Source organism: Effusibacillus sp. SKA8, assembly GCF_058273125.1.
Genome location: NZ_JBZCSF010000001.1, coordinates 94251 through 112207 on the forward strand (window position 1 = coordinate 94251; position 17957 = coordinate 112207).

The 17957-nt window shown below is 54.4% G+C and carries 13 protein-coding genes; 10 read left to right on the top strand and 3 right to left on the bottom strand.

Annotation, left to right across the window (positions count from 1 at the left end; genetic code table 11):
- Positions 1-27: 27 nt before the first annotated feature.
- From AC4ED1_RS00510 to AC4ED1_RS00520, 3 genes are all read left to right on the top strand, one after another.
- The gene (locus tag AC4ED1_RS00510; RefSeq protein WP_490935444.1) at positions 28-753 is read left to right on the top strand and encodes a SurA N-terminal domain-containing protein; all 726 of its coding nucleotides are present in this window, start codon (positions 28-30) and stop codon (positions 751-753) included.
- A gap of 168 nt (positions 754-921) precedes the next feature.
- Positions 922-1353: a universal stress protein gene (locus AC4ED1_RS00515; protein ID WP_490935445.1), complete on the top strand. Its 432-nt coding sequence runs from the start codon at positions 922-924 to the stop codon at positions 1351-1353.
- A 175-nt stretch (positions 1354-1528) separates the two neighbouring features.
- Complete coding sequence (locus AC4ED1_RS00520) at positions 1529-2221, top strand: Crp/Fnr family transcriptional regulator (RefSeq protein WP_490935446.1); 693 nt, start codon at positions 1529-1531, stop codon at positions 2219-2221.
- 61 nt (positions 2222-2282) lie between these two features.
- Here the strand turns inward: AC4ED1_RS00520 and AC4ED1_RS00525 are convergent, their stop codons facing one another.
- The 3 genes from AC4ED1_RS00525 to AC4ED1_RS00535 form a co-directional block, all read right to left on the bottom strand.
- Entirely contained in the window at positions 2283-4598 is a 2316-nt protein-coding gene (locus AC4ED1_RS00525; protein WP_490935447.1) for a nitric-oxide reductase large subunit, read from the bottom strand.
- Between the two features lie 90 nt (positions 4599-4688).
- A complete protein-coding gene (locus tag AC4ED1_RS00530) occupies positions 4689-5438 on the bottom strand; it encodes a YwiC-like family protein (RefSeq protein WP_490935448.1) in 750 nt (249 codons plus the stop codon).
- Positions 5439-5694: 256 nt separating this feature from the next.
- On the bottom strand, positions 5695-7032 hold the full coding sequence (locus AC4ED1_RS00535) for a radical SAM protein (RefSeq protein WP_490935449.1): 1338 nt from the start codon (positions 7030-7032) through the stop codon (positions 5695-5697).
- A 252-nt stretch (positions 7033-7284) separates the two neighbouring features.
- Here AC4ED1_RS00535 and thiO point away from each other — a divergent pair, with 252 nt between their 5' ends.
- The 7 genes from thiO (at position 7285) to narJ (ending at position 17953) form a co-directional block, all read left to right on the top strand.
- Positions 7285-8433, top strand: coding sequence for a glycine oxidase ThiO (thiO, locus tag AC4ED1_RS00540; RefSeq protein WP_490935450.1), 1149 nt, complete (start codon positions 7285-7287; stop codon positions 8431-8433).
- Between the two features lie 117 nt (positions 8434-8550).
- A complete protein-coding gene (locus tag AC4ED1_RS00545) occupies positions 8551-9108 on the top strand; it encodes a hemerythrin domain-containing protein (RefSeq protein ID WP_490935451.1) in 558 nt (185 codons plus the stop codon).
- A gap of 542 nt (positions 9109-9650) precedes the next feature.
- Positions 9651-10946, top strand: coding sequence for a NarK family nitrate/nitrite MFS transporter (locus AC4ED1_RS00550; RefSeq protein WP_490935452.1), 1296 nt, complete (start codon positions 9651-9653; stop codon positions 10944-10946).
- Positions 10947-10962: 16 nt separating this feature from the next.
- Complete coding sequence (locus tag AC4ED1_RS00555) at positions 10963-12177, top strand: nitrate/nitrite transporter (protein ID WP_490935772.1); 1215 nt, start codon at positions 10963-10965, stop codon at positions 12175-12177.
- A gap of 62 nt (positions 12178-12239) precedes the next feature.
- Entirely contained in the window at positions 12240-15926 is a 3687-nt protein-coding gene (locus AC4ED1_RS00560) for a nitrate reductase subunit alpha (RefSeq protein WP_490935453.1), read from the top strand.
- Entirely contained in the window at positions 15916-17448 is a 1533-nt protein-coding gene (narH, locus tag AC4ED1_RS00565) for a nitrate reductase subunit beta (RefSeq protein ID WP_490935454.1), read from the top strand. The genes AC4ED1_RS00560 and narH overlap by 11 nt, the downstream gene beginning before the upstream one ends.
- Positions 17396-17953, top strand: coding sequence for a nitrate reductase molybdenum cofactor assembly chaperone (narJ, locus tag AC4ED1_RS00570; protein ID WP_490935455.1), 558 nt, complete (start codon positions 17396-17398; stop codon positions 17951-17953). Before narH ends, narJ begins: the two co-directional genes overlap by 53 nt.
- Positions 17954-17957: the final 4 nt, after the last annotated feature.

A 17957-nucleotide genomic window follows, 5' to 3' on the forward strand; every position in this document is an offset into this window, starting at 1 on the left:
AACCGGCAGGCAAAGAGGGGAACGGTCATGAGAAGACGATTTTCTTGCATCAGCGGCGGTGTCCTGCTGTTGTCGTGCGGCTTGCTGCTGGCAGGCTGTGCCGGAAACCGGGGAGGTGCGGCCGCAACCTCCCCGCAGAGCGGCCAGACGGCGCAGGCAGACAATCAAGTGCAGGCAGGCGGTGCGGCACAAACGGAAAAACCGATTGCCACGGTCAACGATATCAAAATCACCGCCGACGATCTGGCTTTCTATGAATACGTCAACCGGATCCAGATCGAGATCTACCGGGAGGCCGACAAGCAAACGCTGCAGGGCGAAGAGTTGAAACAAGCGATGGAAAAATGGGATGCAATGCTGCGGGAGGAAAAGGACAAAAACTCGCTCCTGACACAAGTCATTCGCCTGCACGCGGTTGCCCTGCTAGCCAAAGAGAAAGGGTATTCCGCGTCCGAACAAGAACTGGCAAAAGAGATCGCCGACAGCCAAAAGCTGTATGAAGTGCATCCCGTTGCGCGGGAGTTGATTCAACGATACGGCGAGGATCAATTCTGGCGCCGCCTGAAAGAACGGGCGGAACTGCTCGTCCTGTCCGGAAAGGTGCAGAAGGATGTGATCGACAGAGTAAGAAAAGAGAAACCGGACGCAAGCGACAGGGAAATCCGTTTTGACGCGAGAAAACTGTACGAAGAACTGGTACAATCACAGATCGGATCGCTTACGATCACTTTTCCGCAACAAGCCAAAAACTGACGGGAGGCTGCTTCAGGATGAAATGACATGAAAAAATGATCGGTTGCATGCTCGGACAGTTCCTTTGCAAACAGATTCCGGTTTATTGTAAAATATGTACAAAATCAAATCGTCGATGGAAGATGGCAATCGGACTCAACCTTTTAGGGAGTGAAAGGAGACTGTTGCATGTTTAAACGTGTCTTGCTGGCGGTCGACGGCTCGGAGGCGTCGCAGAAAGCGGTCGCTTGGGCGGTTCAAACCTATCGTGAATTGCCGGAAACTCAGTTCACCGTTTTGCATGTGTATCGCCCTTATGTGGTAACGGTTCCGGATGTGAACGGCTACCTGCCTGTCGCTTACGAACAGGCCGAATTTGAAATGCCGGAGGAAACTCCGGCAACGGAAGCGTGCAGACAGTTCCCGGATCAAAAACGCGTCACCTGCCAGACTGTCACGGGCAATCCCGCCGAAGTCATCTGCCGGGAGGCGACGGTCGGGAACTATGATCTGATCGTGTTGGGAAGCGAAGGACACGGCTTGGTGTCGTCCGTTCTGCTTGGCAGCGTCAGCGCCAAAGTGCTGCATCACGCCCCCTGTTCCGTCTTGATCGTCCGCTAGCGTACACAGGCGGAGAGAACAACCTCGATCCAAGTGTCTGTCGGGGACAGCGCCCAAATCTGGACGCTGTTTTGTTTTTGGCAAAACTTGATTTTGCGGCGGAAAGGGCGTTGCAAATCCGCTCCGGATGTGTCTATATGAAAAATGGAACAAGTAACCGTGAGGAGAATGCCGATTGGAAAAGCACGTCTCGTTGGAATTGTTAAAGAAGATTCCGTTTTTCCGGGATTTGCATAAGGACGAACTGGAAAAGATCGACCAACTTCTGGTCAGCAGAACGTTAATGGAACGAATGATCGTGTTTATGCAGGGGGAACCCCTTGAGTACGTCTACTTTATCGCCAGCGGCAAAGTCAAAATCTACCGCACGGACGATCAGGGGCGCGAGCAGATCGTGAATGTCCTGCAGGCGGGGGATATGTTTCCGCATATCGGGATTTTTCGCCAGACGGTGTATCCCGCCCATTCCGTCATGATTGAAAAAGGGGTTTTGTTCGCCTTGCCGACCGCCCGTTTCCGGAGTCTCCTGGAATCGAATCCCGCGCTCAGCCTGAAACTGCTGACCGTTATGGAAAACAAGATTATTGAACTGCAGGACCGGCTGGAAGAAATGGTGCTGCATGACACGTTCGGTCGGATTGTGCTGTTGTTGATCCGTTTGTCCCGTTTGCACGGCGTGCCGGAGGGAGAGTTTGTCCGGTTGAACGTGCCGTTTACCAATCAGGAACTGGCCAACATGATCGGCACATCGCGGGAAACGGTAAGCCGCACCTTGAGTCAATTGAAAAAAGCGAAAGCGCTGGAGACGACTGCGGATCACCATTTGCGGCTCCACATTGACCGTTTGGAAAAGCAGTTACGGATCTGATGAGATCCGAAAAAAAGAACCGGCTTGCAAGCCGGTTGCGCAAGTTCGATTCGGTGTAACGTTAGTTTTTGCCGTCGGGACGGAGGTTGCGGATGCCTTTGAACATCAGCAGCACCAGCGGAATGATTCCGAGCAGGAAGACCGAGTCGGGGATGATCCGCAGCCACAGCAGCAGATTTACGGTTGCGTCCTGATAGAACTCAAAGGAACGGGCGGCCCAGAATCCTTCTTCGTAGGCTTTCTTCAACTGCAGGAATCCGACCGGCAGCAGCGTAATCATGATCATTCCGGCAAGTCCGATGTTAAGAGCCCAGACGGAGAATTTCTCCAACCGTTCGCTCCAAGCTTCCGGTTTGACAAGATTGCGCATCGTGTAAAGCATGACCGCCACGGAGAAGAAACCGTATACCCCGACCATTGCGCCGTGACCGTGGGTAGGCGTCAACTGCGACCCGTGTTCAAAGTAGCTGACAATCGGCATGTTGATCAGGAAACCGAGCCCACCGGCACCGACCAGGTTCCAGATGGCGACCGAGATGAGGAAGGCGAAAGAGCCTTTGTACGGGAAGTCCGCACCGCCGTCTCGCATGATCTTGTATTGGCCCCAGGCTTCCAGAATCAAGAGCGTCAACGGAATCACTTCCAGAGCCGAGAACACGGCGCCAAGCGCGATCCAGAGGTCGGGAGCCCCGATCCAGTAGTAGTGGTGTCCGGTTCCGATCACACCGCTGCCAAGCAGGATAATAAACTGGAAGAGAATCGCCCGGACGGTGGATTGCTTGGTCACAAGCCCCATTTGCACCATCAGGAAGCCGATCACGACAACCGCGAAAACTTCAAAAATTCCTTCCACCCACAGGTGAATGATCCACCAGCGCCAATAGTCGGCGTATGTGATGTGCGTTCCCGGATTGATGAAGAACGCGAAGAGATAGAAAAACACAACGGCAATCGAGCTGTAGAACAGCAGGTGAACCAATCCGCCTTTGTCGGTTTCCGATTTGAGAGCGTCTTTCAAACCGCGCCCGACGATAAACAACCAGATGGCGAGACCGGCCGCCAGCAGGATTTGCCAGATGCGTCCGAGTTCGAGATACTCCCACCCCTGGAATCCCAGCAAGAACCACAGGTTTCCAAGATATCCCTTCACGCCGAGCCATTCGCCGATCATACTGCCGGCTACGACCACGATCAGCGCCCAAAACAGGATGTCGACCAGCAGCCCCTGCCCTTTGGGTTCCCGGCCGCTGACAAGCGGAGCGACATAGATTCCCATCGCCAGCCAAGCGGTCGCGATCCAGAAAATCGCCAACTGCAAGTGATACCCTTTTGCGATGTTAAACGGCAGCAGTGCGGAAATGTCCATCCCGTAAAAACCGTTGCCTTCAACATAGTAATGGGCCAGCACCGCGCCGAGCAGCGCTTGGACGAGAAACAAAAGGCTTACGACAAGAAAATATTTGGCCGCTTTTCGCTGGCTGGGGTAAAGGGGTAAATCTTTTAACGAGAGTTTCGGAAACTTTCCGGGTTCGTACGCTTCTTCCATTTCAAAATTGTAACGTTTATAGAAGTACAGGATCACTCCCGTGAACAGGATCAACAATACGACGCTGACTGTGCTCCACCAGACGGCACTGTAGGACGGGACGTTCCCCGCTTGTGCGTCATACGGCCAGTTGTTGGTGTAAGTGTGGTCCAAACCGGGACGGTTGGTGGAAGAAAGCCAGGCGGTCCAGAAGAAGAAGTCCGCAAGTTGTTTGAGCTGATCCCCTTCCGCAACATACGCGCGGTCTTTTGCGGGCATGTGCTCTTCCCGGATCAACCCTTTCGGAAGCCCCGCTTTGAAATCTCCGTTTGTGAACTTCTCTTTGTAATAAGCACGCACCTTTTCCAAACCGGCAACCTGAGCCGGAGTCAGTTTCAACGTGTCGGTCGCTTTGTCGTAACGGTTTTCCTTGACTTCTTTCTTTACTTTTTCAACGATCAGGTTTTGCTCTTCCAGCTTCAAATTGTCGAAGTCGGTTTTGTAAAGATTTTTCGCGTAATATTGGTGCATTCCGGTCAAGTACACATGGAGCGTTTCGGCCGTAAAATCGGGCCCGAGATAAGAACCGTGCCCCAGTGTGGTCCCCCAGTCCATCAAGCCGTATTTTTGATAGACCGCCTGACCGCCTTTAATCTGCTCGTACGTGGTAACCACTTGGCCGTCCGGGTTGACGATCCGTTTCGGTTCGGGGGCGGTGTTTTTGTAAACCGCAAACCCGCCGAGCAGCAAGACGCTAAAGCTTACGATGAGTGTGAAAATAAGAACTTGCTTTAAAATGGAATTGGTTTTTTTGCCAAGACCCGGTCTTGGCCCCCCCAGTTCGGGTTTCATAATAATTCCTCCTTTCGTTCTCCTGGCATTATCTTACGGGAGACGAAAGGAACGATCTGTGAGAACAGTCAAACGGAACTGTGATTTTTGTCATAACGCGAATACAAGACTGGCGGCCATCACAAACCAGACGGTGTTGGCGATTTCCAGAATTCCGATCGTCAAGGGGCGGAGAGTGGAGTGAAACGGCGTGAGCCAGACTTTTACCGCGGAAAAAGCGTAGGCCAGCGCCATCCACCCATAGGGGAGGAGTTCCGGATACGCGAGCTGCGCCAGGATCGGAAACAGCACCAATGCGGCGTGGTACAGGTTGGCAACGGTTTTTACGGTGCGGTTTCCTTTTTCCCGGATCAAGCTCTTGACATGCAGTACACTGCCGAAGAACAGCAGCAGGCACGACAGCCCTACCAACCACGCTTTCAGGTCAAACGCCTGCACGCCGACATAATAAGCGGCCACTCCCCCGAACGACAGACCGCCGATGGCGGCCAAGTCATTGAGCATGTGGCGCTCCATTTTGCGGATCGCAAACCGTATGTTGACCCAAAGCAGCGCTCCGGCCGGCAGCGTCAACCAGATCAACCCGGGATATTTGAACAACAGCGGGAGTCCCGGTACAACGGCGGCCGCTCCGTAACCGACGAACCAGCCTTTCAGTTCCGAATTGCGTTTGGGGTTTTTGACCCATTGGATTAACGGGTATGTTGCAAGGTAGACAGCGAGCATGCCGAGAAACAACAGAACATGATAGCCGTTTGCTTCCCCCGCGAACATCCCAACGAGCAAGGGGGCGAACAGCATACCCCAGGCGCCGTGTTCCCTAGGCAGCAGGATCTTCATATTGTCACCCCTCCTCTCTCGATTCTACAACAACAAAGATCCGTTCGAAGTGACTTTTGTCACGGGCAATCGGGGCTGACCGGATCTGGGGGTGGGACTGATCGGATTTGAGTAAGAAAAAACTCCGATGGACAAAACAAGCATCGGAGTTTTTTCGATCGTTTTTGCTAGTTGAGATTTCCCGGCACGGACTTGACCAATTTGCCGGCGGTGGCGGCAACGGGGGAAATGGCCGGACGCAGAACGCGCATGCTGTTCACCTCCCTGCTGTGGTGTGATTTTGCCAGATCAAACTCAGCACTTTTCGGATCTTTCTTTTTTCAAAGGGACAGGGACGCAACCCTGCTTTCATCCTGTACAGCGGGCAGTGGTTGCCCTGACAGGAAGGCCTGTAAAAACAGGCGCGGCATACCGGGTCTTTGTCATCCCCGGAACTGACCCAAAGGGCCAATTTGTCGTAGTCGATTACAACCGATCCGTCTGGCAGCAGGCGGCCGATCCGGTTCACTTCTTCGTCCAATGCGCAGGTGCATTTATAGAGCTTTCCGTCGGCGCCGACCGCCAGCGAATGCGGTTTGGCCGCATAGCAGACAGAGCCGCCCGGCAGCAGCGAATGCTCGACCACCGAGCTCATCGCAAGACCCTGCTGCAATGCCATTTCGGTGAACTCCCAAATTTTTGTTTCGGCAGTCCGGCGGTCACAGACGGGCAACCGGTCATCGTTCAGTCCGCCCCATCGTCCCACAGGCCGGAAGAAAATTTGAAATCTGCCGTCGTGTGCGAAAAGTCCGCTCAGGAAGCGAACGAATACGGGAACGGCGGCAAGATTGTCCCTGTCAAAATTGACCCGGAGGCAAATTTCAAACGGATCGTCCAATTGCCGCAGACGTTTGAGGTTCTCCACGATTCGCGCAAAGGTTTTTCCCCCTCCGAGCAGGGGGCGCCGCTTGTCGTGAACCGCTTCCGGACCGTCGACGGTGATCATGAAACGCTTGATCTCCCACTCCAGCAACTGTTTGAAGAGATCGGGCGCAAGATGATAGCCGTTTGTTGCGATATCGGCCGTATACTCCACTCCGTGCGCTCTGGCTGCGGCCAGGAAGGATTCGGACAATTCGCCCAACACATCGGGGGCTAACAACGGTTCGCCGCCGAACCAACTGACGGTCAGATTTTTTAAAAAGCGGGCTTTCTCCGCGACAAGCCGCTGCAATCCGGTCTTTGTTTCGTTCGTCATTTTGCCGTGCGGAAAGGTTTGATAGCAGTATGTGCAGCGAAAATTGCAGGCTTCTGTAGGCATGACGATCAGGTGCATGGAGTCGGTGCGGTGGAAAGACTGATGCAGGAATTTCGCCCGCAGGTCTTCGTCCGCCTGATCCGGGACCAAAAACCCCGATTCGGCCATCATTTTCAATGTCTCCGGCAATTCTTCTTGTGCGGCTTGCCTGCTTAAAGCGGCGAGAACCTCCGGTTTTTCTTCGGGAGAGACGGCGGCGATGGCCCCTGTGTAACTGTTGTAGAGAACCAGTTCGCCGGACTTTGTATGCGAGATTGCGTTGAAGCGGGAAGGCACCCAGCGATTCGTTTGCTTCAAGAGCACGACCTTCTTTCCTTTGCGAATTGTTCCGGCAACCATTTCCAGAATAGGAAAAGCGGCGGGTGCTGGCAAGAGTGCACTACGGAAAATCACAAATCAGACACAAATTGATTCGGCTTGGGGAATCCGCCCGGTGTGAAAAAACTCACTGTGTGCCGCAGGATGTTTCAGTACAATAAAGGCGGTTGCCGTACTGTCTGCCGAAAACACGGCGGGCGGAATTGAATGTGTGAGAGAGGGGGAAATGTGGTGAACGAAAGGAAACATACCGACGTCATCCTTGTGGGCGGCGGGATCATCGGATGTTCCATCGCTTATCATTTAAGTCGCAAAGGCATCGGTTGTTTCGTCTTTGACGGTTCTTTGATCGGAAGCGAAGCTTCGTCGGCTTCAGCCGGGATTTTGGGAGCGATGATGGAGACGGACGCTCCCGGTCCGCTGGTCGATTTGTGCTTGGCCAGCCAGCGAAGATACCCGGATTTGGCGCAAGTGTTGCTTGAAGAAACGGGAATCGACATCGAATATTTGACATCAGGGTTGGTGGGGGTCGCGAGGGACGAACAAGAGGTACGGGATTTGCGCAGAAAGTGGGAGTGGGCACGCGGGATGGGGCAGCGAGTCGAGTGGCTGGATTCCCATGATTTGAAGGAGATTGAACCCCTGCTTGCGGAGTCGTTGTGCGGCGGTATCCATATTGTGGGCGACCATCAGGTCAACAGTTATAAAGTGACGAAGGCTTTCTGCGTTGCGGCGGAAATGCGGGGAGCCCGATTTTTCGAGAGAACGCCCGTGTTCTCATTGGTAGTGGAGAACGATCGGGTAAAGGGCGTAGACACGCCTGCCGGACGGTTTACCGCAGACACGGTGGTGATTGCCGCCGGGGCTTGGAGTTCCGCCCTGCTCAAGCCGCTTGGCATCTTGCTACCGGTGTTTCCCGTGAAAGGGCAATGCTATTTCGCCAGGCTTTCAACAGCAACTCCGTTACGAAAGTCGGTCTTCGTTCAAAAATGTTATCTCGTTCCCAAGAAGGACGGATCGGTACTTGTCGGAGCGACGCAAGAAGAGGTCGGCTACGACAAGGAAACCAGGGTGGAGGCGATTAAAACTTTGCACGACATCTCATGCACCTTGGTCCCGGCGCTGAAGGAAGCGGTGTTTGTCAATACGTGGGCCGGATTGCGGCCGGGCAATCCCAACCTGAAACCGATTCTCGGCCCTGTTACCGGTTGGCAAAACCTGATTGCGGCAACGGGACATTTTCGCAAGGGAACGCTGCTGGCTCCCATAACCGGCGAAGTCGTCGCATCGATCATTGCGGGAGAACCGTCTCCGATTGACTGGTATCCGTTTTCGCCGGAAGGGCACCGGTTTGATCAAGCTTCCCGGGAATCAGAGTAAGTCTGGAAACGCCGATCGTGTATGAAAAACTGATTATCTGTGACAAATTTAACAGTAGCTACTGAAAAAAAGACGTACAATACATCGTATAAAATCGTATTTTGAGGAGTGATCGCAATGTTTGGAACAAACGGCGGGGGATGCTTGGGACACTTGGGAGGACCTGGCGTTGTATCGTTTTGTCCGGCGCTCCGCCAATTATTTGATGAACATCCGCCGTTGCGCGAACAGATGCACCAGCTTGTCCAAAAAGCGAAGCGGTTAGCGGATGCTGCCGAGGAGGAGCGGTTTTCCGGCCTGCAGGAATTGAGAACTTTGGAAAGCAAGTTTAAACAGGAACTGGACATCCATTCGGAAAAAGAAGAAGGCGGCCTTTTCCCGATCCTCGGCAGGCATATCGGAACCGAGCAGGGACCGATCGCCGTGATGGAATATGAGCATGCTGAAGCAAAGCGAAATCTGGCCCTGTTTGAACAACAAGCCGCCGAAACCGGAGAAGCGGCGGGCCGGGAGCAGGTCCAAGCCGTTACGGCACCTTTGCTGACGGCGATCAATATTTTGCTGGAACATTTCATGAAGGAAGAAAGCGTTCTGTTCCCCATGGCGGAAAGAGTGTTGACGGAGCAAGAAAAACAGGAACTTTTGGCGATCGTCCAACAGAGGAAACCCCGCTAAAAGGCATCCGCATCCGTGAACTAATATCCGTGAACTAAAATGAACAAACGAGGAACGAATTTTCCGCGACTGTTGAGTCAATCAACAGTCTTTCTTTTTTGGGGCCATAAGACGCGACTTGGATGTTACAACCTTTCATCCGGGAAACGGAAACGTTTGACTGATTTCCATCTTGCAATCCGTTTGCCAAGGTAGTTTTTCTTTTTCGCGATCAATTCTTGTTATAAAGTGACAAATTTATATCCGAAGGGAATTTTTCGATACCATTTCAGACACAAATAGCGGCAGAATGGAAAAAATAGTAAGATTTATTTTTAAAAATCGGTGAACGAATGTAAGGATTGTAACCCTGCAAACCTTGAGATTTACGGGATTTGCTTATTTTTTGCGGGAAGAAGGCTGTTTTTCAAATTCGGGGATTTCCCTGTTGCAGAATCAGGGAGACTCCCGACTTACCGATTTTTGTGTCCGTACTAGAATAAGAGCCAAGAATCCGGATTCAGCTTGAAACCATCCTGGAATTGATTTGGAGGAGAGGCGCGATGGCCAATTTGTCTGTGCGTTGGGACCCTGAAAACCCGACATTCTGGGCGACGGAAGGGAAAAAAGTCGCCAATCGCAACTTGTGGATCTCGATACCGGCTTTGCTTCTGTCGTTTGCCGTGTGGCAGATCTGGTCCGCAGTGGCGGTCAATCTCAATAACGTCGGATTCAAATTTACGACCGAACAATTGTTCACGCTTGCGGCGCTGCCCGGATTGGTAGGTGCCACGCTGCGGATCTTTTACTCGTTTGTGGTGCCGATCTTCGGTGGGCGCAACTGGACAGTGTTCAGCACGGCCACCTTGCTGCTGCCGACGATCGGAATCGGCATGGCGGTGCAGGATCCGACCACTTCTTTCACGGAGATGGCGATTCTTGCCGCACTGTGCGGCTTTGGCGGCGGCAACTTCGCTTCGTCGATGGCCAACATCAGCTTTTTCTTCCCGAAGAAAATGAAGGGAACCGCCTTGGGATTAAACGCCGGTCTTGGCAACTTGGGTGTGAGTGTGACCCAGTTTCTGATTCCCATCGTAATCACGTCCGGCATTTTTGGCGCAGTGGCCGGCGGCCCCCAACTGATGAAAAACGGCAAAGAAGTATGGCTGCAAAACGCCGCCTTCGTCTGGGTGATTCCGATTCTGTTGACCACCATCGCGGCGATGTTTGGCATGAACAATCTGCAGACCGCCCGGGCATCCGTAAAAGAACAACTCGTCATTTTCAAGCGGAAACACATGTGGCTGATGACCTGGCTGTATACGATGTGCTTCGGTTCGTTCATAGGCTATTCGGCGGCTTTTCCGCTGCTGATCAAGTCGCAGTTTCCTGAAGTCAACCCGCTGCAATACGCGTTTCTCGGGCCGTTGGTCGGGGCGGTGATTCGGCCTGTCGGAGGGTGGCTGTCAGACAAAGTGGGAGGTGCCCGGGTGACGTTTTGGGACATCATCGTGATGATCGTCGCCACCTTCGGGGCGATCCACTTCATGGATGCGCATAACTTTACGGGATTTTTCCTGATGTTCATGGTCTTGTTTCTGACGACCGGAATCGCAAACGGTTCGACGTTCCGCATGATTCCGATCATCTTTGACCCGAAGGAAGCGGCTCCGGTGCTCGGTTTCACTTCCGCGATCGCGGCTTACGGCGCATTCTTCATCCCGAAGTCTTTCGGGTGGTCGATTAACAGCACAGGCTCACCGCATGCGGCCCTGTACGCGTTCATCGCCTATTATCTGATCAGTCTCTTTATCACCTGGTTCTGGTACGCTCGCAAGAACGCCGAAATCAAATGCTGAGGAGAGATCCCGGATGTTGGCGAAAAAGAGCTTTTTAAAAAGCGGTCATCTTCCGACGCTGCTCGCATCGTTTCTGTACTTTGACATCAGTTTCATGATCTGGGTGATGTTGGGGGCCACTTCTACCTTTATCGTGCAGGAGTTCAACTTGACTCCGGCGCAAAAAGGCCTGATGGTAGGGATTCCGGTTTTGGGAGGGGCGCTGCTCAGAATCCCGATGGGATTGCTGGCCGACCGCTTCGGCGGCAAGCGGATGGGCATCATCGGCATGATCGTCACGATGATACCGCTCTTCTGGGGGTGGCAATTTGGCAACAGTTTGAGCGAAGTGCACGCATTCGGATTTTTGCTGGGTGTGGCGGGAGCCAGTTTCGCGGTGGCTTTGCCGCTGGCAAGCCGCTGGTATCCGCCCGAACATCAGGGCTTGGCGATGGGCATCGCGGGAGCGGGTAACAGCGGCACCGTGCTTGCCACGCTGTTCGCTCCCCGGCTGGCGGAAGCCATCGGCTGGCACGGCGTGTTCGGCCTGGCGTTGATTCCGCTGGCCGTCGCGTTCATTGTGTTCGTGATCTTCGCGAAAGACAGCCCGAACGCGCAAAAACCGCAGACTGCGGGAGCTTATTTGTCGATTGTGAAACACAAGGAAACCTGGCTGTTCAGCTTTTTCTACAGCCTGACTTTCGGCGGGTTTGTCGGAATGACCAGTTATCTCAGCCTGTTCTTTGTCGATCAATACGGGGTCAGCAAGGTGACCGCAGGAGACTTTGTCACGCTGGTGGTGTTTGCCGGGAGTTTTGTGCGGCCGATCGGCGGCTGGCTGGCGGACCGTTTTGGCGGAATGAATCTGTTGACAAAACTGTACGCCGCAGTGACGGTTGCGCTGTTGCTTGTCGGGCTGCTTCCTCCGGTGTATGTCGCGTTGACACTGCTGTTTGTCACGCTGATGCTGTTCGGTTTGTCCAACGGAGCGTTGTTTCAGGTGGTTCCAACCCGTTTTCCGAAAGAAGTCGGGATCATGACCGGGTTTGTCGGCGCCGCCGGCGGGCTGGGCGGATTTTTCCTGCCGAACATACTCGGCACTTTAAAGAGCTTGACCAATTCTTATTCGTACGGTTTCTGGTGGATTGCCGCCACCTACCTGGTCGCGTTGTTGGTCATCATCGGACTCAAGCGTTCTTGGCACAGGGAAACCGCACAGCAGGGTACTTTTGTGAACGGGAAAATTTCATGAAAGATTCTTAAAACGATCCCTGATCGTCAGACGGTTCCGAAAATCGGAAAGGAGATCGAAGCATGCGGAAAAAGTCTTCACCGTTATTCAGGAAACTGCGTTTTCTCAAGCCGAGCGAACACTATTCCGGCGGGTGGAGCCAATTGTCTCCCCAAAGCCGGGAGTGGGAAAAAGTGTATCGCCGTCGCTGGCAGCACGACAAGGTGGTCCGTACCACCCACGGGGTGAACTGCACGGGTTCGTGCAGTTGGAAAGTGTTTGTCAAAGACGGGATCATCACCTGGGAGAATCAGCAGACCGACTATCCCTCCACGGGACCTGACATGCCGGAGTTTGAACCGCGGGGCTGTCCGCGCGGCGCCAGTTTTTCCTGGTATGTGTACAGCCCTTTGCGCGTCAAATATCCGTATATCCGCGGGATCTTGTTGAAGTTGTGGCGAGAGGCTTTGCAACTGACCCAAAATCCGGTCGAGGCCTGGAAAAGCATTGTCGAAGACCCGGAGAAAGCCCGGCAATATAAAGCCGCCCGCGGCAAAGGCGGATTTGTCCGCGCTTCCTGGGGGGAAATCAATCAGCTCATCTCCGCCATGATGATTTATACGATTCAAACCTACGGTCCCGACCGGATTGCCGGATTCACTCCGATTCCGGCGATGTCGATGGTCAGTTATGCGTCGGGTGCCCGGTTCCTGTCGCTGGTCGGATCGCCGATGCTCAGCTTTTACGATTGGTATGCCGACCTGCCGCCGGCGTCTCCGCAGATTTGGGGCGAACAGACGGACGTGCCGGAAAGCAGCGACTGGTACAACGCAGGCTATATCATGATGTGGGGTTCCAATGTGCCGATGACCCGCACGCCGGATGCCCACTTCATGGCCGAGGTGCGATACAGGGGCACAAAGGTCGTCGCCGTCAGTCCCGACTATGCCGAAAACGTCAAGTTTGCGGACAATTGGCTGGCGCCGAAGCCCGGCTCGGACGGCGCCCTGGCGCAGGCGATGACCCATGTCATTTTAAAGGAGTTTTATGTCGAGCGGCAAACGGAATATTTCACCCAGTACGCCAAACGATACACCGATCTGCCGTATTTGGTCACGTTGAAAAAACAAGGGGACTCGTTCGTTTCCGACCGCTTCCTGCTGGCGAGCGACCTCGGGTTGCCACTTGCCAATCCGGACTGGAAACCGGTGGTGCTGGATCGGCAAACCAAGCGATTGGCGGTTCCAAACGGCAGCATCGGACATCGTTGGGGAGATCCGGGCAAGTGGAACCTGAAGCCGGAAGACGAGCAGGGGCAGCCGATCGATCCCGCAATGTCGCTTTTGGGAAATGAAGACGAAATCGTTTATCTCGATTTTCCGTGTTTTGACGATTCCGGTCGCAGGACGTTCCGCCGCTCCGTTCCTGTGAAAAAAATTGCGCGAGCCGGTGAGACGCTGTATGTGACGACCGTGTTCGACATGATGCTTGCCAACTACGGCGTCGGCCGCGGGTTACCCGGCGATTATCCGATCGACTACAACGATCCGAAACCGTATACACCGGCTTGGCAAGAGCGGCATACGGGCGTGAACCGTAAACTGGTGACCCGGATCGCACGCGAGTTCGCACAGAACGCGGTTGATACGAAAGGCCGTTCCATGATCATCATGGGTGCGGGCGTCAACCACTGGTTTAACGGCGACACGATCTACCGGGCGATTCTGAACCTGGTGCTGTTGACCGGTTCGCAGGGCGTCAACGGCGGCGGGTGGGCCCATTACGTCGGACAGGAAAAATGCCGGCCGATCGAAGGCTGGGGAACCATCGCTTTCGCCCGTGACTGGTCGCTGCCGCCGCGGCTGCAAAACGCGACTTCCTTCTATTACTTTGCGACCGATCAGTGGCGATACGACGAGCTGCCGCTGGACGAGCTTGCGGCGGCAACCGTCGGCAAACCCAGATACCAACATTCCGCCGACTACAACGTATTGGCGGCCCGGTTGGGCTGGTTGCCCTCTTACCCGCAATTCGACCGCAATTCGCTCCGGTTGTTCGAAGAGGCGAAGCGAAAAGGCGCAACCGCCCCGGAAGAAATCGTTCGCTATGTTGCGGATGAATTGAAAAGCGGAAACATGCGGTTTGCGATTGAAGACCCGGACGATCCGAAAAACTTCCCGCGCGGGCTGTTCGTATGGCGGTCCAACCTGATTTCAAGTTCGGGAAAAGGGCACGAGTACTTCCTGAAGCACCTGCTCGGCACTTCCAACGGCTTGCTGTCCGAGGAAAACACGGGCTGCCGACCGCAGGAAATAAAATGGCGGGACAAGGCGCCGGAAGGCAAGCTTGACCTGCTGGTCAGCCTCGACTTCAGAATGGCCGGCAATGCCCTCTATTCCGATATCGTGCTGCCGGCGGCGACCTGGTATGAAAAGCACGACCTGAGCAGCACCGACATGCATCCGTTCGTGCATCCGTTTAACCCTGCGATCTCGACGCCGTGGGAAACGAAGTCGGACTGGGATATTTTCAAGGGATTGGCCAGGACCTTCTCCGAAATGGCCAAAACCTATCTGCCGAAACCGCAGAAAGACATCGTTGCCGTGCCATTGTTGCACGATTCGCCGGATGAACTGGCGCAACCTTTCGGGAAAGTGCTCGACTGGAAAAAGGGAGAAACGGAAGCGATTCCGGGTAAGACGATGCCCAAATTTGTCGTGGTGGAACGCGATTACACGCAAATCTACGACAAGTTTACTTCCCTCGGGCCGCTCGTGGAGAAAAACCCAATCGGAGCGCACGGGATCTCTTTCTCTGTCAAAGAACAGTACGAACAATTGAAAAAAATCAACGGAGTCGTGGAAAAACCGGGTGTTTCGCAAGGCATGCCGAGGCTTGAGACCGACCGGCAGGCGGCGGAAACGATTCTCACCCTGTCCAGCGCGACAAACGGCCAGGTAGCGATGAAGGCGTGGGAAGCGGAAGAAAAGAAAACGGGGATGCAACTGAAAGATTTGGCGGAAGAACGGGCGGCGGAGCGTTTCACGTTTGCCGACATCACCGCCCAGCCGAAACAGGTGATTCCGACTCCGGTATTCAGCGGTTCCAACAAAGGAGATCGCCGCTATTCGCCGTTTACCACAAGCATCGAACGGCTGGTGCCGTTTCGGACCCTGACGGGGCGCCAGCACTTCTATCTCGATCACGAAATCCTGCTGGAATTCGGGGAAGGGCTGCCGGTTTACAAACCGACCCTGCCGAAAATGGTGTTTGCGCCCCGCGACCCGCAACCTGCCGCCGACGGAAACGCCATCACTTTGCGGTATTTGACGCCGCACGGCAAATGGAACATTCACAGCACCTACCAGGACAACCTGCACATGCTGACCTTGTTCCGGGGCGGCCCGAACGTGTGGATCAACGACAAAGACGCGGAAGCAGCCGGTATCAGGGACAACGACTGGGTGGAAGTGTATAACCGCAACGGCGTGGTGGCCGCCAGGGCGGTTGTCAGCCACCGGATGCCGCGCGGGACGATGTTTATGTACCACGCTCAGGACAAACACATTAACGTTCCCGCTTCCAACATCACAAGGGAACGCGGCGGCACGCACAACAGTCCGACCAAGATTCACATCAAACCGACCCAGGTGATCGGCGGCTACGCGCAACTCAGTTACGGATTCAACTATTACGGTCCGATCGGCAATCAGCGGGACCTCTATGTGGCCGTCCGCAAGATGAAGGAGGTGTCCTGGCTTGAAGATTAAGGCGCAGGTCGCGATGGTCATGAATCTCGACAAATGCATCGGCTGCCACACGTGCAGCGTAACCTGCAAAAACACCTGGACCAACCGTCCGGGTGCGGAATACATCTGGTTTAACAACGTGGAAACGAAGCCGGGCGTCGGTTATCCGGTCGAATGGGAAAACCAACAAAAATATAAGGGCGGTTGGGTGCGCAAAAACGGCAAGCTGGAACTCCGTTCGGGCAGCAAAATCAACAAGCTGGCGCTTGCGAAAATTTTTTACAACCCCGATTTGCCGACTATCGACGAATATTACGAGCCCTGGACCTACAACTATGAACATCTGACCAGTAGCCCGGAGCGGAAGCACCAGCCGGTTGCTCGCCCGAAATCGCTGCTGACGGGCGAGTATATGGACCTGAAGTGGGGGCCGAACTGGGAAGACGATTTGGCCGGCGCTCATGTCACGGGACGCCGCGATCCCAACGCGGTTGCCATGGAAGAGGCGATCCGTCTCGAATTCGAACAGGCGTTTATGATGTATCTGCCGCGGATTTGCGAGCATTGCCTGAACCCTGCCTGTGTCGCGTCCTGTCCTTCCGGGGCGATGTACAAACGGGATGAAGACGGTATCGTGCTGGTCGACCAGGAGGCGTGCCGCGGCTGGCGTTACTGCATGTCGGGCTGCCCCTACAAAAAAGTGTATTTCAATTGGCAAACGCAAAAAGCGGAAAAATGTACACTGTGTTTTCCGAGAATCGAAGCGGGGCTGCCCACCGTCTGCTCGGAAACCTGCACCGGTCGCATACGCTACATCGGGATTCTTTTGTACGATGCGGATCGCGTCGAAGAAGCCGCATCGGCCCCTGACACAAAAGATCTGTACAAGGCACAGTTGAGCTTGTTCCTGGATCCGAACGACCCTGCGGTAATCGAACAGGCGCGGCGTGACGGCATTTCCGAAGACTGGTTGGAAGCGGCCCGCAGGTCGCCGGTTTACAAACTTGCCGTCGAATACGGTGTCGCGCTGCCTTTGCATCCGGAATACCGCACTTTGCCGATGGTCTGGTACGTTCCGCCGTTAAGCCCGATTATGAATGTGTTTGAAGGGAAAGGCAGCCATTTTGATCCGGACGACATCTTCCCGGCGATCGAACAGATGAGAATTCCGATTCAGTATCTGGCCAATCTGCTGACGGCGGGAGACACGGCTGTCATCCAAAACGCGTTGAACAAAATGGTGACCATGCGTTATCACATGCGTTCCCTCCAGACCGGCAGAGAAACCGATCCGAAGCTGATCGCAAAAGCGGGAATGACGGCAAAAGCGGCCGAGGAAATGTACCGCTTGCTGGCTGTCGCGAAATACGAGGACCGGTTTGTGATTCCTCCCGCCCACAAAGAGCATGTCATGAATCTTTACAGCGAACAGGGAATGGCCGGTTATGATTTGGCCGGAAGCTGCAATTCTTGCGAAGTGGGAGGTTACTATGGAGACAACGTGTATTTCTATCCCTCCTTTGACGGCAAAGACGGACGATAACCGGCGTTTGCTGCAGCTTGTTTCCCTGTTGCTGCAGTATCCGGACGCGGAATGGCTGCAGATCGGCGAGTTGCGTGCGGAAGTGGGCGAAATTGCCCACCCGCAGGCAAGGGAAGCGCTGCAGCGGTTTCTCGCCTATCTGGAAAGCGAAGAAATCGACCAACTGGCGCAAAGGTACGTGGAAACGTTCGATTTTAACCCAAACGCGGCTTTGTATCTGACCTATTCCGCCATGGGGGAAGAGCGGGAGAGGGGAGCGATCCTCGTCAGGCTGAAGGAATTTTACGCGGAAGCGGGATTTGAAATCACCGCCGACGAACTGCCGGATTACTTGCCTTTACTGCTGGAGTTTGCCGCGGTGGCTCCGGATCATGCGGCAAAGAAGGTTCTGCGGGATTTCCGCAAACCGATGGAGAATCTGCAGGTCCAACTGGAAAAAACGGAAAATCCGTACGCATGGGTCATGCAGGCGTGTCTTCTCGCGTCCGACCTGATCCTCAAGTAAGCGG